Origin of the sequence: Methylorubrum pseudosasae (assembly GCF_029504475.1) — a bacterium.
Lineage (GTDB): Bacteria > Pseudomonadota > Alphaproteobacteria > Rhizobiales > Beijerinckiaceae > Methylobacterium > Methylobacterium extorquens.
The window spans coordinates 3,207,566-3,226,660 of sequence record NZ_JAQGDU010000002.1 but is presented as its reverse complement, the minus strand read 5'-3'; the positions used below and the strand labels follow the sequence as shown (position 1 = coordinate 3,226,660).

General features: G+C 69.9%; 15 protein-coding genes. 6 read left to right on the top strand and 9 right to left on the bottom strand.

Translation table 11 applies throughout. The features are described from left to right. Positions 1-13: 13 nt before the first annotated feature. Positions 14-682 carry a TetR/AcrR family transcriptional regulator gene (locus M2437_RS16190; protein ID WP_253388050.1) on the bottom strand — a complete coding sequence of 223 codons (669 nt, stop codon included), beginning with the start codon at positions 680-682 and terminating at the stop codon, positions 14-16. Positions 683-763: 81 nt separating this feature from the next. On the opposite strand from M2437_RS16190, the gene M2437_RS16185 reads away from it, so the two are divergent. Next, positions 764-1,504: a 3-oxoacyl-ACP reductase family protein gene (locus tag M2437_RS16185; RefSeq protein WP_253388049.1), complete on the top strand. Its 741-nt coding sequence runs from the start codon at positions 764-766 to the stop codon at positions 1,502-1,504. 39 nt (positions 1,505-1,543) lie between these two features. Here M2437_RS16185 and M2437_RS16180 read toward each other — a convergent pair whose 3' ends face one another. Next, positions 1,544-2,710, bottom strand: a complete 1,167-nt coding sequence (locus M2437_RS16180) for a multidrug effflux MFS transporter (RefSeq protein ID WP_253389632.1) — start codon at positions 2,708-2,710, stop codon at positions 1,544-1,546. A gap of 329 nt (positions 2,711-3,039) precedes the next feature. Beyond that, positions 3,040-3,639 carry a hypothetical protein gene (locus M2437_RS16175; RefSeq protein WP_253388048.1) on the bottom strand — a complete coding sequence of 200 codons (600 nt, stop codon included), beginning with the start codon at positions 3,637-3,639 and terminating at the stop codon, positions 3,040-3,042. 243 nt (positions 3,640-3,882) lie between these two features. Between M2437_RS16175 and M2437_RS16170 the strand changes: the two genes are divergently transcribed. The 3 genes from M2437_RS16170 to M2437_RS16160 all read left to right on the top strand — a co-directional run bounded on the left by M2437_RS16170 (position 3,883) and on the right by M2437_RS16160 (position 9,572). Next, positions 3,883-5,694 carry a serine hydrolase gene (locus M2437_RS16170; RefSeq protein WP_253388047.1) on the top strand — a complete coding sequence of 604 codons (1,812 nt, stop codon included), beginning with the start codon at positions 3,883-3,885 and terminating at the stop codon, positions 5,692-5,694. Positions 5,695-5,882: 188 nt separating this feature from the next. Continuing rightward, complete coding sequence (gene adh, locus M2437_RS16165) at positions 5,883-7,406, top strand: aldehyde dehydrogenase (RefSeq protein WP_253388046.1); 1,524 nt, start codon at positions 5,883-5,885, stop codon at positions 7,404-7,406. Positions 7,407-7,895: 489 nt separating this feature from the next. Continuing rightward, positions 7,896-9,572 carry a methyl-accepting chemotaxis protein gene (locus M2437_RS16160; RefSeq protein ID WP_253388045.1) on the top strand — a complete coding sequence of 559 codons (1,677 nt, stop codon included), beginning with the start codon at positions 7,896-7,898 and terminating at the stop codon, positions 9,570-9,572. A gap of 110 nt (positions 9,573-9,682) precedes the next feature. On the opposite strand, the gene M2437_RS16155 is transcribed toward M2437_RS16160, so the two are convergent. From M2437_RS16155 to M2437_RS16145, 3 genes are all read right to left on the bottom strand, one after another. After that, the gene (locus M2437_RS16155; protein WP_253388044.1) at positions 9,683-10,978 is read right to left on the bottom strand and encodes a type III PLP-dependent enzyme; all 1,296 of its coding nucleotides are present in this window, start codon (positions 10,976-10,978) and stop codon (positions 9,683-9,685) included. A gap of 181 nt (positions 10,979-11,159) precedes the next feature. Then, positions 11,160-12,677: an AMP-binding protein gene (locus tag M2437_RS16150; protein ID WP_253388043.1), complete on the bottom strand. Its 1,518-nt coding sequence runs from the start codon at positions 12,675-12,677 to the stop codon at positions 11,160-11,162. Positions 12,678-12,696: 19 nt separating this feature from the next. Next, positions 12,697-12,948 (bottom strand): acyl carrier protein, encoded by a 252-nt coding sequence (locus tag M2437_RS16145; protein ID WP_003602486.1) that lies wholly within the window; start codon positions 12,946-12,948, stop codon positions 12,697-12,699. 221 nt (positions 12,949-13,169) lie between these two features. Here M2437_RS16145 and M2437_RS16140 point away from each other — a divergent pair, with 221 nt between their 5' ends. After that, complete coding sequence (locus tag M2437_RS16140; protein ID WP_253388042.1) at positions 13,170-13,697, top strand: DoxX family protein; 528 nt, start codon at positions 13,170-13,172, stop codon at positions 13,695-13,697. On the opposite strand, the gene M2437_RS16135 is transcribed toward M2437_RS16140, so the two are convergent. Further along, complete coding sequence (locus M2437_RS16135) at positions 13,654-15,135, bottom strand: MFS transporter (RefSeq protein ID WP_253389631.1); 1,482 nt, start codon at positions 15,133-15,135, stop codon at positions 13,654-13,656. The two genes, M2437_RS16140 and M2437_RS16135, sit on opposite strands and share 44 nt — an antisense overlap. A gap of 307 nt (positions 15,136-15,442) precedes the next feature. On the opposite strand from M2437_RS16135, the gene M2437_RS16130 reads away from it, so the two are divergent. Next, the gene (locus M2437_RS16130; RefSeq protein ID WP_003603430.1) at positions 15,443-16,330 is read left to right on the top strand and encodes a DUF3313 domain-containing protein; all 888 of its coding nucleotides are present in this window, start codon (positions 15,443-15,445) and stop codon (positions 16,328-16,330) included. 82 nt (positions 16,331-16,412) lie between these two features. Here M2437_RS16130 and M2437_RS16125 read toward each other — a convergent pair whose 3' ends face one another. Together M2437_RS16125 and M2437_RS16120 are read right to left on the bottom strand one after the other, a co-directional pair. Further along, the gene (locus M2437_RS16125; RefSeq protein WP_253388041.1) at positions 16,413-18,218 is read right to left on the bottom strand and encodes an adenine deaminase; all 1,806 of its coding nucleotides are present in this window, start codon (positions 18,216-18,218) and stop codon (positions 16,413-16,415) included. A gap of 84 nt (positions 18,219-18,302) precedes the next feature. Further along, positions 18,303-19,022: an RlmE family RNA methyltransferase gene (locus M2437_RS16120; RefSeq protein WP_253388040.1), complete on the bottom strand. Its 720-nt coding sequence runs from the start codon at positions 19,020-19,022 to the stop codon at positions 18,303-18,305. Positions 19,023-19,095 lie beyond the last annotated feature (73 nt).

The following is a 19,095-nucleotide window of genomic DNA, read 5'->3' as shown; positions in this document are numbered from 1 at the left end:
GGGCCGCGCGCGATCAACCGGCGACCCTGGCGTCCCATCCCGCCATCGTCAGACGGGCGACCGCCTCCAGCTCGGCCCGGCTCGCGCCGTCGCGGGCCTGAAGCGACATCCCGCCCTGCACCGTCATCACGAAGCGGGCGAGGGCGGGGAGATCGACCGCGGCACCGAATTCGCCCTCCGCCGCCGCGCGGCTGAGCCGCGCCACGACGCGCTCGAATCCGAGGGCGCGCGCCGCCCGCACGCAAGCGCCGAGCTCCGCATGGCCCTCGCCGCCGACGGCCGAGAGCGTCACCATGCAGCCGCGCGGCGCCTCGGGCGCGCAGACCTGCGTCAGGGCGGCGGCCGTGTCCATCAGCAGGGATTCGACGGCCGCGCGCGCGGTCGGGGCCGCATCGAAGTTGCCCCAGACATGCGCCCCGTATCGCTCGCGGTAGTGGCGCAGGGCCTCCGTGTAGAGCCCCTCCTTCGAGCCGAACGCCGCGTAGAGGCTCGGCGAGCCGATCCCCATCGCCGCGGTCAGGTCGGAGATGGAGGTGGCCGCAAAGCCCTTGCGCCAGAACAGATGCATTGCCTGGGTCAGCGCCGCGTCCCGGTCGAAGGCACGCGGCCGGCCGCGACCACGGGTTGGGCCGCAGCTCGGTGGTGCGGCGCCGGGGGAGGGACCGGGTTTAGAATTCTGCATCGATCGTTCTATAATTCGCTTGACCGCGATCGGCAACGCTCGTAGCCATTTCTGTGTCGTTCGATACAGAAAGATCAATCGATGAGTGAACTGGCAGGCAAGCGCGCCCTCGTAACCGGCGCCTCCCGCGGGATCGGCGCCGCCATCGCCCTGGCGCTGGCGGAGCGGGGTGCGGACGTCGCGATCACCTACGAGCGCTCGGCCGAGCGAGCGGCGGACGTCGTGCGGGCGATCGAGGGACAAGGCCGGCGCGGCCTCGCCATCCAGGCCGACAGCGCGGATGCCGCGGCGGTGAAGCGCTCGGTCGATGCGGCAGCCGGGGAACTCGGCGGGCTCGACATCCTCGTGAACAATGCCGGCATCGCCCGCGGCGGCCCGGTGACGGAGATGTCTTTGGCCGATATCGACGCGCTGCTGGCCGTGAACATTCGCTCCGTGGTGCTGGCTTCGCAGGCGGCGATCCCGCATCTCGGGGAGGGCGGACGGATCATCTCGATCGGCTCGTGCCTCGGCGAGCGCGTCCCGTTTCCCGGTGTCACGGTCTACTCGATGACGAAGTCCGCCCTGCTGTCGTTCACCCGTGGGCTCGCCCGCGAACTCGGGCCTCAGGGCATCACCGTGAACCTCGTGCAGCCGGGCTCGACCGACACCGACATGAATCCGTCCAACGGCGAACAGTCGGATCTCCAGCGCGCCATGACCGCGCTCGGCCATTACGGCCGGCCGGAGGACATCGCTGCCGCGGTCGCCTTCCTGGCGAGCCCGGCGGCGCGACAGATCACGGGGACCACCCTCACGGTCGATGGCGGCGCCAACGCCTGACCAACCCCGGCGGCCCGGACGCGCTCCGGGCCGCCGATCTCAGCCGGAGACGCCGGCCCGGTAGAGCCGCCCGCGCTCGGTCCAGGCCACGGTGAGCAGAGCGAGCGCGCCGAGCAGGGCGTAGCCATAGGCCACCGGCATCACCGTGCCGTCGAAGGCGTGCCCGATGACGAAGCCGCAGAAGGCGCCCAGGATCGTGGTGTAGAAGCCGAGGAACGACGAGGCCGTGCCGGCGATCGCCCCGAGCGGCTGCAGCGCCAGCGCGTTGAAGTTCGGCAGGGCGAAGCTGATCAGGAACTGGTTCAGCGCCAGCACCGACAGGAACAGCACTAGCGGCGGATGCCCCTGATAGTGCAGGCCGATGCCGACCTGCACGAGGCCGACCGCCGTGAAGGCGGTCACGCCTGCATGCGAAAGGGTCCGCATCCCGAGCCAGCGCACGACGCGGGAATTGATCAGCGTCGCCGCGCCCATGGCGCCGGCCACCACGCCGAAGGCGACGGGGAACAGCCCGCCGAGATGGTAGAGCCCGGTGTCGAACACCTGCTGGGCCGAGCCGACATAGCCCATGATGCAGCCGGTCAGCAGGCCGAGCGCCGTGGCGTAGCCGATCGCCGCGCGGTTGCGCAGCACCGTGGCGAGCGCCTGCCCCGTGGCCCGCAGCGAGAGCGGGCGGCGGTACTCGGGATGTAGCGTCTCCGGCATGCGCAGGGCGAACCACAGCGTGAGGATGCCGCCCAGCGCCAGCATCGACACGAACACCCAGATCCACGAGCCGAGCAGCAGCATGGTCGCGCCGATCGCCGGCCCGAGCATCGGCACGATCAGGAACACCATCATGATGAGCGACATCACGCTCGCCATCTCGCGACCAGAGAAGCGGTCGCGCACGATCGCGGTGGCGAGCACCCGGCCGCCCGCTGCACCCATGCCCTGGATGACGCGGGAGGCGAGCAGCCATTCGTAGCTCGGCGCCAGCATCGAAAGGATGCAGCCGGCGGTGTAGATGCCGAGGCTGATCAGCAGCGTCGGCCGCCGCCCGAGGGCGTCCGATACCGGCCCGTAGACGATTTGCGCCACCCCGAAGCCGACCATGTAGACGTAGACGAGGAGCTGCAGGCTGTTGGGGTCGGCGACCCCGAACCGCTCCTGGATCAGCGGGAAGGCCGGCAGCAGGTTGTCGATCGACATGGCGGTGACCGCCATCATCAGCGCGACGATGCCGACGAACTCGGCAAAGCCCGGCCCGACCCCAGGTGATGGACTCGAGGGGGATGGACCCGAAGGGGACGGGCTCGCCGGCGTGCCCGCGGGCACGCTCCGGACCGCTCCCGGCGAACCGCCCGGCGGGGCCTCGGAGGCCGGGCTTCCGAGGGTGGGCCGAGGGGAAGATATCACGGTCGCGGATGCTCTCAGGGGCAGCATCCGGCTTGGGACCGGGCGCAGCGGGACAGGGGGTTGGCGTGTCGTAACGCGGGGGAAGCCGGCGCTATCCCTCCCCCGTACGGGGAGGAGGGTTGTCTGCGACGCGGCGCCTATTTCGGCGTCCCGTCGCCTTCGGCCATCGCCGCACTGAGCCGGGCGTAGTTCCGGGTCACGAGGGTGATGTTGGCCGGCGACGGCTTTTCGGGCTCGCCCGCCGCGAGCGCCGCCTCGATCTCCTTGACCGCTTCGACCTTCTCCTTGGCGGGCATCGACTTGTCGGCCTGGAGAGCCGCCAGTTGCTTCTTCAGCAACGGCGTTGCGCCGACATAGCGCGTCGTCTCGGGATCGATGCCGCCGAGCACCGCATCAACGGTGTCGCTGGCATCCTGAAACTCTTCGAGGCTGGCAAAGCCGTTCCGCTTCACGATCGCCTCGGCTTCGGCTTGCGCCTGCGCCTCGGCCTTCGGATCGGGCTTGTCGGGCGCGGCGCCGGGCAGCCTCGCGAGTTCGGGCTGGGCGACGAGGAGGCCGTCGATCTGTCCTTGCGTCAGCGCGATCGCCTTGCCCGGCTCCGGCGCTGTAGCCTGGGCAGGGGCTTGGGCAGGGACTTGGGCAGGCGCCTGGGCGAGCGCGATGCCCGGAACCAGGGCGGTTCCGGCGAGGAGGGCGGAGACGGAAGCGGCCAACAGGCTGCGCGATAGGATCGTCATGATCGTCTGCCTCTGGTTGTCGTGTCGGCGGCGCCGAGGAAAACCCCGCAAGCGCGGCGGCTTCCGTCCGCGCCGGGGGCTTGTCGCAGCGGGTCGCGGCGAAAGCGTGATGGCATCCGGGAGCGGCCCGCTCCGTGCGTGACCGCATTCGCCACGCCGCAGCCGCAAAGCCGGCCTCTGTTTCGGCCAAGCTGGCTGCCAAGTTCGCAGTCAAGCCGCCGCCCAGAAGGAGAACCGCAGCCCGTGAGCCGTGCCCTCTTGAGCCGTGCCCCCGTGAGCCCGTGTCGCCCGCAGCCCGCTCGCGCAGTCTGGCTCGCCGTCGCGATCGCGCTGGCGGCCCTGAGCCCGGCTTGCGCTCAAGACGATGATATGGCGCGGGCGCAGGGACTCGTCGCCCCTTACGTCGAGGCGGGCCTGTTCTCCGGCGTCATCCTGGTGGCCCGGGACGGGCGGCCGGTCTTCCGCCAAGCCTACGGCCTCGCCGACCGCGAGTGGGAGATCCCCAATACGCCGCAGACCCATTTCCGCATCGGCTCGCTGACTAAGGCCTTCACCGCGGCGGCCGTGCTGAAGCTCGCCGAGGCCGGCCGGCTCGGGCTCGACGATCCCGTCCGCCGCTGGGTTCCGTCCGTGCCGGAGGCCTGGGCGGGGGTGAGCCTGCGCCACCTGCTCCAGCACCGCTCCGGCATCATCAACTTCACGGCGCTGCCGAACTATTACGACCAGATCGCGCGGGTCGATCACACGCCCGCGCAGATCGTGGCGCTGACGGCGGGCGACCCGCTGCTGTTCCCGCCGGGGACACGCTTCGAGTACAGCAACACCAATTACGTGCTGCTCGGGATGGTGATCGAGGCCGCCTCGGGCCTCTCCTACGAAGGCTATCTGCGCGAAAACATCCTCGCGCCGCTGGGGCTGAAAGAGACCGGCTACGACGACCTCACCGCGATCCTGCCGCGGCGGGCCGCCGGCTACCGGCGGGGGCGGGCGCAATGGCGCAACGCGGTGCCGATGGCGGCGAGTTCGGCCTATGCCGCGGGCGCGCTCTATTCCACGGTTGACGACCTGCTCGCCTGGGACGAGGCGCTCGCCGGCACGCGCTTGCTCTCCGAGGCTTCGCGCGCAGCGATGTTCGACGATCGCGGCACCGGCTACAGCCTCGGCTGGTTCGTCTCCCGCGCATTTGGGAAACCCGGCGACAAGACGAGCGGCCACCGCGTCTTCGGCCATGCCGGGTCGATCCCCGGCTTCCTCTCGATCAACGACGTCTATCCCGACGACCGGCTCACGGTGATCGTGCTCTCGAACACCGAAACCGCGCCGGCCCAGAAGATCGCCCGCGACCTCGCCGCCCTCCATCTCGGCCATTACGCGGCGCCCGAAGAGATCGTGCTGGAGGACGTGATCCTCGACCGCTACCCCGGCACCTACCGCCTCGGCCCCCGCGCCTTCCTCACCGTCGCCCGCGAGGGCCGGGGCCTGACGGCGCGGGCGGAAGGGCCGGGGATGCGCGAGCCCGCCTTCCCCTTCGTGCCCGAGAGCGACCGCACCTTCGTCAGCCCCGTCGCCGACATGCGCCTGACCTTCGAGACGGAGCCCGACGGCACGCCCACCGGGGCGATCCTTCATCGCGACGGCCGCGACCGGACCGGGCCGCGCGTGGCCGCCGAGGAGGCGCGGGCCGTGCTCGCCGAGCCGCCGCAGGCGCATCGCGAAATCGCCATCGACCGCTCCAGCCTGGCGGCGCTCGCCGGCCGCTACGCCCTGGGACCGGGCTCCGAGATCGCGGTGACCGTCGAGGACGGGCGGATCTACGCGCAAACCACGCGGCAGCCGCGCAACGAACTCGTCCCCGAGGGCGAGCGCGCCTTCTTCCTGCGCGCGAGGGATGCGCAGATCCGCTTCACCGCCGACGAGACCGGCCGCGTCACCGGCCTGATCCTGTACCGGAACGGCCTTGAGACCGACGCGCCGCGCCTGCCCGACGAGGGCGCCACGCCCCCGCTCCTTGGACAAAGGGCGGGGTCGCCAGGGGGCCTGAAAGGGTCTAACTGATGGAGCTGCAGCCGCCCCCGGCGGCAGGCAAAAACAATTGCGAAGACAGTCAAGTCGGCGGCCGACAGAAGCCGCGTTGGACAAAAGTCCAGCTTGATCGGACGAGGCGACTGCTCTTGTCTCCCGCCAAGACGCGGCAAGACCGGCGGCAAGAGCGGTCAACGAACAAGCGCAATGGAGGAAACGCGATGAACAAGCCCGAATTCCTGGCGGATGCCAAGACGAAGTCGCCGTTTTCGGCGCGCTACGACAACTTCATCGGCGGCCAGTGGCTCGCGCCGGCGAGCGGCCGCTACTTCGAGAACACCTCCCCCATCACCGGCAAGGTGATCTGCGAGGTCGCCCGCTCCGAGGCGGCGGATATCGAGCGGGCGCTCGACGCCGCGCACGCCGCCAAGGATGCCTGGGGCCGCACCGCGCCGGCCGAGCGCGCCCGCATCCTCAACAAGATCGCCGACCGGATGGAGGACAACCTCGATCTGATCGCGCTGGCCGAGACCTGGGACAACGGCAAGCCGATCCGCGAGACCACCGCCGCGGACATCCCGCTCGCCATCGACCATTGGCGCTACTTCGCCAGCTGCGTCCGCGCCCAGGAAGGCGCGATCTCCGAGATCGACCACGACACGGTGGCCTACCACTTCCACGAGCCGCTCGGCGTCGTCGGCCAGATCATCCCGTGGAACTTCCCGATCCTGATGGCGGTGTGGAAGCTGGCGCCTGCGATCGCCGCCGGCAACTGCGTGGTGCTCAAGCCCGCCGAGCAGACCCCCGCCTCGATCCTCGTGGTGATGGAGCTGATCGGCGACCTGCTGCCGCCGGGCGTCATCAACGTCGTCAACGGCTTCGGCCTGGAGGCCGGCAAGCCGCTCGCCTCGAACCCGCGCATCGCCAAGATCGCCTTCACCGGTGAGACGACCACCGGCCGCCTCATCATGCAGTACGCCTCGCAGAACCTGATCCCGGTGACGCTGGAGCTCGGCGGCAAGTCGCCGAACATCTTCTTCGGGGATGTCGTCAACGAGGACGACGACTTCTTCGACAAGGCGCTCGAAGGCTTCACCATGTTCGCCCTCAACCAGGGCGAAGTCTGCACCTGCCCGAGCCGCGCGCTCGTGCACGAGTCGATCTATGACCGCTTCATCGAGCGCGCGATCAAGCGCGTCGAGGCGATCACCCAGGGCTCGCCGCTCGATCCGGCGACGATGATCGGCGCGCAGGCCTCCTCGGAGCAGCTCGAGAAGATTCTCAGCTACGTCGATATCGGCCGCCAGGAAGGCGCCGAGTGCCTCACGGGCGGCGCCCGCGGCACCCGCGAGGGCGATCTGGCCGACGGCTTCTACATGCAGCCGACGGTGTTCAAGGGCCACAACAAGATGCGGATCTTCCAGGAGGAGATCTTCGGGCCCGTCCTCTCGGTCACGACCTTCAAGGACGACGAGGAGGCGCTCTCCATCGCCAACGACACGCTCTACGGCCTCGGCGCCGGCGTGTGGACCCGCGACGGAACCCGCGCCTACCGCTTCGGCCGCGCCATCCAGGCCGGCCGCGTCTGGACGAACTGCTACCACGCCTATCCGGCGCACGCGGCCTTCGGCGGCTACAAGCAGTCCGGCATCGGCCGTGAGACCCACAAGATGATGCTCGACCACTACCAGCAGACCAAGAACATGCTGGTCAGCTACTCCTCGAAGAAGCTCGGGTTCTTCTAAGCCCTTCGAGAGTTCGAGACCGATTTCAGCCCCGGCCGCAAGGCCGGGGCTTTTTGCATTTCCGGCATACGCCTCACCGGCCGGCCTTCGGGAGCAGCCCCTGTGCGGTCGCGAGGACCCGGCGTCGCCCGGCCTGATGGCATCGGGTCGGTGCCTCTCGGTCCTTGTTGTGGTGCGCATTCCTTCGACGAGCCGGTGACCACTTCGTCGGAATGCGCTCCCGCCGTCGCCGCTCCGGAGCCGAGCCTCGAAGACCGGCGGCTTCAGCCCGTCCCTGTCCCCTCATCAGTTGATGCAACCGATGAACGAACATCGACACAACTCTCAACCTCTGATCAGGACAAACGAAATAAGTCCGCCAATAATCCCAGTCTAAATCATTATATCTCATTGAAACAGCAATAATCGGGCAGGGCGCGCCGCATTGGGATTTAGATTCCATTATCAAACTCATGATAGATTTGAGGAGAAATTAGACTGGGGCGAAAAATGAGAATTAGCATCAAAGCAATACTCGTTGGCATGTTTGCCATCTTGACGATTGTATCCGCCATTCAGGGACTCGTTTCGATCAAAGCCCTCCAAACGAATGGCGAGAGCACGAACGTCATCATCACCAATGCAATTCCGTCCCTCAATCAGGCGAGCCGCATCAATAGGCTCATTCTGCAGGTCAGAACGGCCCAGCTGCGGTTCCTGACCGCACCCAATGATGCGATCAGGAAAGAAGACCTCGCCTTGGCACATGAGTTGATGGAGGCGCGCACCGCGGAGCTCGACAAGTACAAGGTGCTCATCGCCAGTAGCACTGAGCAGGCCGCCTACGACGACCTCATCCAGACGGTCGGCGCGCTGAAGCAGGACTGGTCCAAGCTGCTGCGGATCGCCGAAACAAACGCCGATCAGGCGCTGGTGCTGTTCCGGACGGAGAACCATGCACGGTATCGCGCCGCCGCCGCCGCCGCGACCCGGCTCGTCGATCTGAACTTCGAGGTGAGCAAGGCCGCCGGAGAGGCCGCGCAGATCCAACAGACTCAGGCGATCCATACGGCCATCGCGATGCTGGTCGCGGGCCTCGTCGTCACGATCCTGGCCATGGCGTTCTCCATCTTCGGCGTGGCCCGGCCCATCGAGCAGATGACGCGTGCGATGCGCGACATCGCGAGCGGCGATACCGACCGGGAGGTGCCGTCCAAGGGCCGCCGAAACGAGATCGGCGAGATGGCATCCACCGTCGAGGTGTTCCGCACGAACCTGATCCATACGCGCAAGCTGGAGGAGGACACCGCTCTCGCCCGCGCCTCGGCGGAGGAGCAGCGCAAGGCCGGCATGCGGCAGATGGCCGATCATTTCGAGACGATGGTCAGCGGGATCATCGGCATGGTGACCTCGTCCGCCAGCCAGTTGCAGGCGACGGCCCGGAGCATGTCGGGAACGGCCACCGAGACGGCGTCGCAATCCCTGACCGTGGCGTCCGCGGCTGAGGAGGCGGCGGCGAACGTGCAGACCGTGGCCGCCGCGGCCGAAGAACTGGGCGCCTCGGTGCAGGAGATCGGCCGCCAGGTGGCGAACTCGGCGGACTTGGCCGAGGGCGCGGTCGGCGAGGCCGACCATACGGCGGTGCTGGTGCAGAACCTGTCGAACGCCGCGGCTCAGATCAACAACGTCGTTGCGATGATCTCGACGATCGCCGGTCAGACCAACCTGCTGGCGCTGAACGCGACGATTGAGGCGGCGCGTGCCGGCGAGGCGGGCCGCGGCTTCGCCGTCGTCGCGTCCGAGGTGAAGGAGCTCGCCAACCAGACGTCGCGCGCCACCGATGAAATCGCCTCCCAGATCGGTACGATCCAAGGGGCGACCGGGCAGGCGGTGGCTGCCATCGGCGGCATCGCCAGCCGCATCAGAGAGATCAACGGCGTGGCCTCGAGCATCGCCGCCGCGGTGGAGCAGCAGGGGGCGGCGACTCAGGAAATCGTGCGCAACGTCGCCCAGGCCGCGATCGGCACCGGCGAGGTGACGACGAACATCACCAGCGTGGCCGGCGCCGCCGAGGAGACGGGGGCTGCCGCGAGCCAGGTCCTGAGTGCCGCCGCGGAGCTGTCACGCCAGTCCGAGAACCTCTCGACAGAGGTTCAGCGCTTTCTCACCACGGTGCGGGCCGCCTGATCGACACGCCAAGCCGCGCCACCACATCCCGAACGGCATCCGAGGCCCCCGTCACGCGAGTGCGATGGGGGCTTCCGCAAGCGCCGCGCGGTCTTGCGAACGCGCCAGGATCAAGGCCCCCGTGCCCGGATCTCCCTGGCCTCGCCCCCCTCCACCAGCACCTCGGCCGGGGTCGGGTGGCTGAGGAAGCCCGTCGGGCTCGCGGTGAGCCCGTAGGCCCCCGATTGCAGCACCGCGACGAGATCGCCCTCCGCCAGCGGCGGCAGGGGAGCCGCGCGGGCCAGCATGTCCAGCGGCGTGCAGAGCGGACCAACGACCGCCGTTGCCGCCCGTTCACCGCTCGCATCGGACACCGCCGCGAGGGGAAAGTCGCGCTTGACGATCTGGCCGAGATTGCCGCTGGCGGCGAGATGATGGTGCATGCCGCCATCGGTGATGACGAAGCGGCTGCCGCGCGATTCCTTCACCGCCAGCACCCGCGCCACATAGACGCCCGCCGGCCCGGTGAGGTAGCGGCCGGGCTCCAGCACCACGCGGGCGCGCGCCATCAGCGGGTCCGCCCGCAGGGTGGCGATCAGGTCGGGCAGCCCGGCCCGGATCGTGCCGAGATCGAGGGCGGTGTCGCCGAAGAAGTACGGGATGCCGAGGCCGCCGCCGAGATCGATCGTCTCCAGCGGCCGCCCGATCCGGTTCGCAATCCGCGCCGCAAGCCCGAGCCCGTAGCTCCACTGACCGAGGAGGGTGTCCGCCTTCAGCCCTTGCGTGCCGGCGAACAGGTGGAGCCCGACGAGGTGCAAGCGCGGTGCGGCCTCCACGGTGTCGATGGCGGCCTCGATGTCTTCCTCGTCGAAGCCGAACGGCGAAGGCTTGCCGCCCATCCGCATCGCCCCGCCTTGCGCGGTCGCGCCGGGATTGATCCGCAGTGCCACCCGCACATGCACGCCGTGACGCTCGGCCGCCGCCGCGACGCGAGCAATCTCTTCGCGGTTTTCGAGATGGATTTCGCCGATGCCGCCGCCGATCACCCGGTCGAGGTCGGCCGCCCCCTTGCCTGGGCCGGCGAACAGGATCTTTTCCGGTGGAACACCCGCCCTGATGGCGGCGTCGAACTCGGCGCCGGAGGCGATCTCGGCCCCCGCACCCTCTTGAGAGAAGACGCGGATCACCGCCGGGTTGGGGTTCGCCTTGACCGAAAAATCCACCTCCGCGAAGCCGGCGAGTGCCGCGCACAGCGCCCGGTAGGTCCGGCGCATCGTGTCGGCGTCGTAGACGAAGAGCGGCGTGCCGAAATCCTTTGCGAGCTCGGTCAGCGGCAGGCCGCCCACCTGCAGCACGCCGCCCGCATCACGGATAAAATTCTGGGCGATCAGCGCGGCGGTGAGGTCGGGAGAGACGGCCTGGGTCATGACGACCTCATGCGGGAGACTTGCCCCATCCTCAACCTCATCCTGAGGTGGCGACGCGCAGCGGCGCCCTCGAAGGGTGCTCCAGGGATCGCGCGGGAACGGGATGATCCTTCGAGGCCGCTGCGCGGCGCCTCAGGATGAGGGCAGCGGATGGGAGACCGTCGGCCCGCGCGCATCGGTCCTAGATTTCCACCGCCGCGCGCTCGGCGGTGAGGCGCTTGTAATCGACCTTGCCGTTGGGCGTGGTCGGCAGCGCGGCCACCGCCTCGATGGTGCGGGGCACGAGATGGGGCGCCAGCGCCGCGCGGAGGCGCTGCAGGACGTCCGCCGTGCCCAGCGCGCCCTCGACGGGGACGGTGACGGCGTGGATGCGCTGGCCGAGGCTCGGGTCGGGCAGGCCGATCACGGCGGCGGCGCGGAAGGCGCCCGTCTCCATCAACGCCGCCTCGACCTCGGTCGGGCTCACGCGAAACCCTTGCGTCTTGATCATCGTGTCCTCGCGGCCGATGAACCGGAAGAAGCCGTCTTCATCCTCCACCACGAGGTCGCCGGAGCGGCAGACGAGGCCCGGCGCGGAACCGGACGGCGGGAACGGATCGGGCACCAGCACGCGGGCGGTGTCCTCGGGCCGCTTCCAGTAGCCCATCGAGACGGTCGGGCCTCGGTGGTGCAGAATGCCGGGCTCGCCGGGTCGCGCCCGGCGTCCTTCCAGGGTGACGGCAAAAATCTCGGTCTCGGGGATGGCGCGGCCGATCGAATCCGGCCGCCGGTCGATCTCCTCCGGCGGCAGGTAGGTCGAACGGAAGGCTTCCGTCAGGCCGTACATCAGCACGACGGCCGTATGCGGCAGCCGCGTGCGCAGGCGCTCGATCGTCGGCAGCGCGAGGCTGCCGCCGGAATTGGTGATCGCCCGCAGGGCTGAAAGGTCCGCCTTGGCCAGATGCGGCGCGGCCCGTGTCAGCAGCGTCCACAGCGTCGGCACGCCCGCCAGCACGGTGATGCGGTGCGCCTCCAGCGCCCGCACCACGTCGTCGCCGAGCCGGGGCGTCAGCAGCACGATGCGCGCGCCCTGCTCGACGGTGGTGAGGAGCTGGTTCAGGCCGTAATCGAACGAGAACGGCAGCACCGAGAGGAGGCGGTCTGTCGGGTTGATGCCGAGATAGGTCCGCACGATGCGGGTGCCGGCGATCAGGTTGGCGTGGGAGAGCATCACGCCCTTGGGCAGGCCGGTCGAGCCCGAGGTGTAGAGGATCGCCGCCAGCCCCTCCGGCGCCGGCTCGCCGGGGATGAGGGCCGCGGCGTCGTCACCCCTCTCCCCATCGAGGATGCGCAGGTCCGAAAGGTCATCGAGCGCGCCTTCGAGCCCGGCCGCGTGGGCAGCATCGGTCAGCAGCACCCGCGCGCCGCTATCGGCGACGATGTGGTGGACCTGACGCGGGCGCAAGGACGGGTGGATCGGCACGAATACGCCGCCGGCCGCGCTGGCGGCAAAAATCGCGACGCATTCGCGGATCGATTTCGGCAGCAGGATCGCGACCCGGTCGCCGGGCCGCAGGCCGAGACGGGCCAAGCGCCCCGCCAAAGCGGCGACGCGGGCCCGGAAGCCGCCATAGGTGAGGGTCTCGCCCCCCTCGACGATCGCGGGGGAATCGTCCGCGCCGGCTCCTTCGAGCAGGTGGTGCAGCAGCGTCGGGGCCATGGGACGGGTCAGGCGCGGATCAGACGTCGGAACGCCGGTCGTCGATGAAATGGGCCAGCGTGTCGACGCTGGCGAAGTTCGCGAGGTCGAAGCTGTCCTCGTCGACCTCGACGCCGAAGCGGTCGCCGAGATGCATCATCAGGTCGAGGATGCCGATCGAATCGAGCGCGTCGCTAGTCACGAGAGAAGTCTCCCCGGTGACGGCGCCGGAGGGAAGGCCCGGGTTGCGGGCCGCGATGAAGGCGAAGATCGCCTCCCGCACGTCGGCCATCGACTGAACCACGGCTTGGATGCCCCTCGATCGGTCCTGTGCTGGTCTCGGGTTGCGGGCTTAAGCCCAACGCAAGGGCAAGTCCATGGTGCGTGCATGGTGAGCGCATGGTTCTTGGACGATCCCCAGGCATCCATCGCTTCGCCCTGCCTCTTTAACCGGCGATTCATGCTGCCCCGCGAGGCTTCCCGGCATTCCTTTTCTCCCGGAGTCCTCGGCCCGTGTTCGGTTCAGCCCAGAACGGCGTCCTTCTCGCCGCCCGTCTCCTCATGGCCTCGGCCCTGCTGCCGACCGGCGTGGCGCGCGCGCTCAACGTTTCCGGCTTCGCGGTGGCGTTGGCCGGCGCCGGTTGTCCCGCCCCCAACGCCGTCGCGACGGCGGCGGTGATCGTGCAGGTGTTCGGGCCGCTGGCGGTCATCCTCGGTGTGATGCCGCGGATCACCGGGCTCGCCATGGCCGGCTTCGTGGCCGGCATGGCCGCCCTGCTGCACCCGTTCTGGCTCCATGCCGGGGCCGCCGCGGTGACCGAGCGCAGCTTCCTCCTCGCCGATCTCGGGCTGGCCGGCGCCTTCCTGATGTACGCGATGACCGGCCCCGGCGCCTGGAGTTGGCGCGGGGTCTTCAGCTCCGGCGAGGCTTCGGCGCCCGCACGAGCCCCCGCCAAGCCGGCGGCCAAGGCGCCCGCGCGGCCTAAATCCGGCAGCGTCAAGCGGGCGGCCGGCCGGGCTCCGGCGCGGGCTGCCGCGTAACAGGGGCAAGGCTCTGGGGCGAACCGTCGGCGGGTCTCGGCACGGCCTCGGCGACCCGTCGCTGACCGGACACCTCCGCGCCCGCATCCGGTGCCAGCCGCCGGAACACGAAGAACGAGCCCACCGAGACCACGGCCACCCCGAGGAAGGCGAGGGAGAAATCCCCCGCCTCGATCCCGGCATGGCCGTGCCAGGCGGCAGCGCCCTCCAGCGCCAGGGCGCCGATGGAAACGCCGAGGCTGAGGGACAATTGCTGCGCGACGCTGGCTAGACTCGTCGCCGCGCTCATCTCCCGCGATTCGAGATCGGCATAGGCGATGGCGTTGACGCAGGTGAATTGCAGCGAGCGCACGCAGCCGCCGAGCAGGAGCACGCCGACGATGATCCAGTGCGGGGTCTGCGCCGTGAACAGCCCGTTGGCGGCGAGAAAGGCGGAGGCGACCAGCGCGTTGACCACCATCACCCGGCGGAACCCGTAGGCGCGCAGGATGCGCGGGCCGACGATCTTGATGAGAAGGGCGCCCGCCGCCGCGGCGAAGGTGATGAGCCCGGAATGCAGCGGATCGAGCCCGAAGCCGATCTGCAGCATCAGCGGCAACAGAAACGGGATGGCGCCGGTGCCGATGCGGAACAGGCTTCCCCCCGTCACCGCCGCGCGGAAGGTGTCATGCTTGAGCAGGTCGAGGCGGATCAGCGGATGCTCGGTGCGTTTGGCATGGCGCAGGTAGAGCCCGACGAGGACGATTCCGCCGGCCATGCAGGCCCAGGACACGCCGTCCGGCAGGAGATGGCGCCCGGTCGCGGCAAAGCCGAGCATCAGCAGGGCGAGCCCGCCGCCTGACAGGACGAAGCCCGTCACGTCGAGCGGCGGGCGCGTTTCCTCGCGGATGTCGCCGAAATACAGGGTCGCGAGGACGATGCCGGCGAGCCCGATCGGAATGTTGATGAAGAAGATCCAGCGCCAGTCGGCATAGGTGGTGATGAAGCCGCCGAGCGGCGGCCCGAGGATCGGACCGATCAGCGCGGGGATGGTGAGGTAGGCCAGCGCCCCAACGAGTTCGGATTTCGGCACCGAGCGCAGGATCACGAGGCGCCCCACCGGCACCATCATCGCCCCGCCGACCCCCTGCACGAAGCGGGCGGCGACGAAGCCGGTGAGCGAATTCGCGGCGGCGCAGGCGAGCGAACCCGCCATGAACACGCACAGGGCGGCGCGGAAGACGTTGCGGGCGCCGTAGCGGTCGGCGGCCCAGCCCGAGACCGGGATGAAGATCGCCAGGCTGACGAGATAGGCGGTGAGCGCGAGCTTGAGGGCGATCGGATCGACACCGAGGCTCGCCGCGATCGCGGGCAGGGCCGTGGCGATCACCGTCGAGTCGGTGTTCTCCATGAACAGAGCGGTGGCGACGACGAGGGGGACGATCTGGGCGGGACGCATCGGCAGGGAGAAGCGCGCGACGCGCCGAAGGTTGCGCAAGGGGCGCGCAAGCCGCGCGCGAGAGGCGCGGCGACGTTGCACGAAGACGATACCGGAACCCAACGTTGCGTGGGCGTGGGATGAAACAACGTGGCGGAACGGTCACAGGCCCGCCGGATACGCGCGCCGTCCCCCGTCCAATCCTTCCGGGACCGCCGGCTTAAGGCTAGGCTTCCGCCCGAAAAGCGATGCTGTCCCGCCGGTCACGGCAGGATACGCGTCCCCGAGCGTCCCCCTGGCGCCGGCCTCCATCCCGCGAAAGAGCCTAATGCCCCTGCGGTCGAACCTTCGTCCCGGCGTTTCCCGTCTCGCGCTCGCCGCCGCCCTGCTCGCCGGGTTGGCCGGCTGCGGCGACGTGGTGCTCACCGACGGCGGCGCCCTCTCGCGCCGCGACCAGTTCGTGGCCAGCGACGCCGTCGCCTCCGAGTCCAAGCTGTTCATCGATCCGACCCTGCCGCAGACGGTGCGCACCGTGCGCATCGTCCCGACCGTGTTTTCCGAGGCGGTCTCCGGCCCCGGCCTGTCGCCGGTGGAACGGCGCCTGATCGCCAACGCCGCCGACCGGGCGCTCTGCTACGACCTCTCGCTGCGCTACGACGTGGTGTCGTCGGGGCGCGCCGACCTCACCGTCCGCTCGGCGATCACTCGGGTCGATCTCACCAACATTCCGGCCTCGGGTGCGACCGTCGCCGCCACGACGGCGATCTCGGTGGCCGGCCAAGTCGGCATCGGCTTCGCCAACACCCTGGGCCGGGTGCCGGTGCCGCGGCTGCCGATCGGGCTCGGCAGCCTGACCATCGAATCCGAGGCGCTCGACGCCCGCAACCGCCAGCGCGCGGCGATGATCTGGGCGGGTGCGGCCAACTCCTTCACCAACCAAGCCCGCTTCTCGGCCGCCAGCGACGCCTACGATCTCGCCGGCGAGTTCGGCCAGGATTTCGGCTCCTACCTCGCCACCGGCAAGGATCCGTTCAAGGGCGAGCTGCAGCTCCCGACCTACGACCGCATCCGCATCACCACTTTGGGCGAGGCGCCCCTCGACCCGGATTGCGAGGCCTTCGGCCGGGCGCCCGGCTTCGACGGCATCCTCGGCGACATGGTCGGCCTGCCGCCGGAATGGACCGACAAGGGGCCGGGCGTCTCCGCCGCACGCTAGCGCGGATTCCAATCGAGCGCGTCGAACCAACCTGCGCCCCTCGCCCCGCTTGCGGGGAGAGGGGCTCGGCGGAGCACTGCGTTCAAGCCGCCTCGAACAGCGGCACCGGGCGCATCTCCGGCACCAGCACCACGCCCTTGTCGGTGATGCGGATCTGCGGGATCACCGCGAGCGGGATCAGGTTGAAGCCCATATAGGGGATGCTGCAGCCGGCCCGCTCCCAGGCGCGCTTGAGCGCCTTCACCTCATCCGCCACCGCGCCCACGCGCTTGTCGGAGAGGAGGCCCGCCACCGGCAGTGCCACCATCGCGACGACGTGGCCGTCCTCGACGACGCAGACACCGCCCTGATGCGCGGCGACGGCGTCGAGGGCCACCCGCATGTCGGCTTCGTTCAGCCCCGCGACGATGAGGTTGTGCGAATCGTGGCCGACGCTGCTCGCCACCGCGCCGCGCTTCAAGCCGAAGGCCGAGAGCAGCCCGTGGGCGACGCCACCGGAGCGGCCGTGCCGCTCGACCACCGCGACATGGCAGAGATCGTGCGCGGCGAGCGTCGCCGCCCAATCCGCGCCGGGGGTGAGCGAGACGCGCTCATGCGTCAGCTCGATGCCCGGCAGCGTGGTGCGGATCGCGTTGACCGTGCAGGGCCCGGCGGGCAGCGCCGGGATCAGGGCGGGAACGGGATTGGGCAGGCGGACCGTGGCGTAGGCGGGGGCCGGGTAGCGGTAGGGTCGGGCCAGGGCCTCTTCGAGACGCGGCGTCGGCCGGCGATCCTCCACCACCTGTTGCCCGCCGTACCACGTCGCCTGCGGCACGAGATCGTCGTTCAGGAGCACGAGATCGGCCCGGCGCCCGCCGCCGAGGCCGCCGACCTCGCCGTCGAGGCCGTAGCGCGTGGCTCCATGCAAAGAGCCCATGGCCCAGGCCGCGGGTTTCGGGATGCCGCGCGCCACCGCCTCGCGCACCACCCAGTCGAGGCCGAACGCCAGCAGGTCGTCGGCGTCGCGGTCGTCGGTGCAGGCGCAGACCCGCTTCCAGGCGGCGCCGTACTCGGTCACGGTGCCGATGGCTTTGGGCAGCGAGTGCCAGGGCGTGGTCGGCGGGCCCCCGCGCAGAAAGATCCAGAGGCCGGCTTCCAGGAGATCGTCGGCGATGTCGGCATCCACGGCCTCGTGGGTGTCGGTGACGCCGCTCGCGGCGTAGGCCGCCACGAAGTCGCGGCCGTAGACATGGCCGGAGACCGGGCGGCCCCGCTCGAGCGCGGCGCGGATGATGGCGTGGGCCCGCTCGTCCCCGCTGGCCACCGCGACGAAATCCATCTTCTCGCCGAGCCCGATCGCCTCGGGCCAGGCATCGAACAGGGCGCCGATCTTCTCCGCCGTCAGGTCGCCGCCCGCCGTCTCAAGATCCGGCGTGGTGGCGGGCACCGTGCTCGGCACGGTCAGGAAGATGTTGAGGGGCGCCGCGCGGGCATCCTCCAGCATCCATTCCACGCCGTTCACGTCCAGCACGTTGCCGATCTCGTGGCTGTCACAGACGATCGTAGTGGTGCCGTTGATCAGCGCGGCCTCGGCGTAGGCGCAGGCCGTCACCATGCTGCTCTCGATGTGCAGATGCGGATCGACCAGCCCCGGCGCGATCAGGCCGCCGCGCGCATCGTAGCGCGGGGCGCCGCCGCGATGGTGGCCCGCCGGCTTCACCGCGGCGATGCGCCCGCCCGCGATCCAGATCTCGCGGTCGGGCAGGATGCGCTCGGAATAGGTCGAGAGAACCCGCGCACCGGTGATCACCAGATCGGGCTCGGCGCGGCCTGCGGCGACATCGGCGAGGCGCCGCGTCATCCGGGCCAGCGGCGCGACGGCGAAGCGGGTGAGGGGTTGGGCAGTCATCGGGGCCTTCCTTACGTGGCTCTCGGGCACGACGCGCAGGCATCGTGCCACGAAAGGAAGGCCGGGCGCAGCCGCCGGTGACGGTTAGTCCTGTTCGTCCGCCGCGTCCTTGGCGCCGGCCTGGGCGCGAAAGCCCGTGGCCAGCACGTAGAGTTCGCTCGAATCCGCCCGGCTCGCCTGCGGCTTGACGTGGCGCACGGTGGCGAAGTCGCGCTTCAGCTCGGTCAGCAGATCGCCCTCGGTGCCGCCCTGGAACACCTTGGCGAGATAGGCGCCGCCCGGCGCCAGGATCTCGCGGGCGAAGACCGCGGCGGTCTCGGCGAGCCCGATGATGCGCAGGTGGTCGGTCTTCTTGTGGCCGGTGGTGTTGGCGGCCATGTCGGACAGGACGAGGTCGGCCCGGCCGCCCAGCAGCTCGGTCAAGCGCTCGGGTGCGGAGGGATCGAGGAAGTCGAGGGTGATGAAGGTCGCGCCCGGCATCGGCTCGATTTCGAGCAGATCGATGCCGACGATGCGGCCGCTCTCGCCGAGGATCCGCGCCGCCACCTGCGACCAGCCACCGGGGGCGGCGCCGAGATCGACGATCCGCTGTCCGGGCTTCAACAGCTTGAAGCGCTCGTCGATTTCGAGAAGCTTGAACGCCGCGCGGGAGCGGTAGCCCTCGCGCTTGGCGCGGGCGACGTAGGGGTCGTTGAGCTGGCGTTCCAGCCAGCGCTTCTGGGAGAGGGTGCGCCCGCGCCCGGTCTTCACCCGCTGCTTCAGGTCGCCGCGCAGGCCGCCCGTTCCGCCTCGCCGGTCGCTCATGGTCCAGTCCTCAAGCATCGGAACGCACCGATGCGCTCACAGCCGCAGGATGGTCCCTATCGCGGCGCGGCGG

Bases quoted from the DNA above. Each gene is read 5' to 3' on its own strand.
- M2437_RS16135 (WP_253389631.1), bottom strand. From the start codon at position 15,135: ATGCGTCCCGCCCAGATCGTCCCCCTCGTCGTCGCCACCGCTCTGTTC.
- M2437_RS16190 (WP_253388050.1), bottom strand. From the start codon at position 682: ATGCAGAATTCTAAACCCGGTCCCTCCCCCGGCGCCGCACCACCGAGC.
- M2437_RS16180 (WP_253389632.1), bottom strand. From the start codon at position 2,710: ATGGCGGTCACCGCCATGTCGATCGACAACCTGCTGCCGGCCTTCCCG.
- adh (WP_253388046.1), top strand. From the start codon at position 5,883: ATGAACAAGCCCGAATTCCTGGCGGATGCCAAGACGAAGTCGCCGTTT.
- M2437_RS16145 (WP_003602486.1), bottom strand. From the start codon at position 12,948: ATGGCCGACGTGCGGGAGGCGATCTTCGCCTTCATCGCGGCCCGCAAC.
- M2437_RS16155 (WP_253388044.1), bottom strand. From the start codon at position 10,978: ATGACCCAGGCCGTCTCTCCCGACCTCACCGCCGCGCTGATCGCCCAG.
- M2437_RS16150 (WP_253388043.1), bottom strand. From the start codon at position 12,677: ATGGCCCCGACGCTGCTGCACCACCTGCTCGAAGGAGCCGGCGCGGAC.
- M2437_RS16125 (WP_253388041.1), bottom strand. From the start codon at position 18,218: ATGACTGCCCAACCCCTCACCCGCTTCGCCGTCGCGCCGCTGGCCCGG.
- M2437_RS16175 (WP_253388048.1), bottom strand. From the start codon at position 3,639: ATGACGATCCTATCGCGCAGCCTGTTGGCCGCTTCCGTCTCCGCCCTC.
- M2437_RS16120 (WP_253388040.1), bottom strand. From the start codon at position 19,022: ATGAGCGACCGGCGAGGCGGAACGGGCGGCCTGCGCGGCGACCTGAAG.
- M2437_RS16130 (WP_003603430.1), top strand. From the start codon at position 15,443: ATGCCCCTGCGGTCGAACCTTCGTCCCGGCGTTTCCCGTCTCGCGCTC.
- M2437_RS16185 (WP_253388049.1), top strand. From the start codon at position 764: ATGAGTGAACTGGCAGGCAAGCGCGCCCTCGTAACCGGCGCCTCCCGC.
- M2437_RS16160 (WP_253388045.1), top strand. From the start codon at position 7,896: ATGAGAATTAGCATCAAAGCAATACTCGTTGGCATGTTTGCCATCTTG.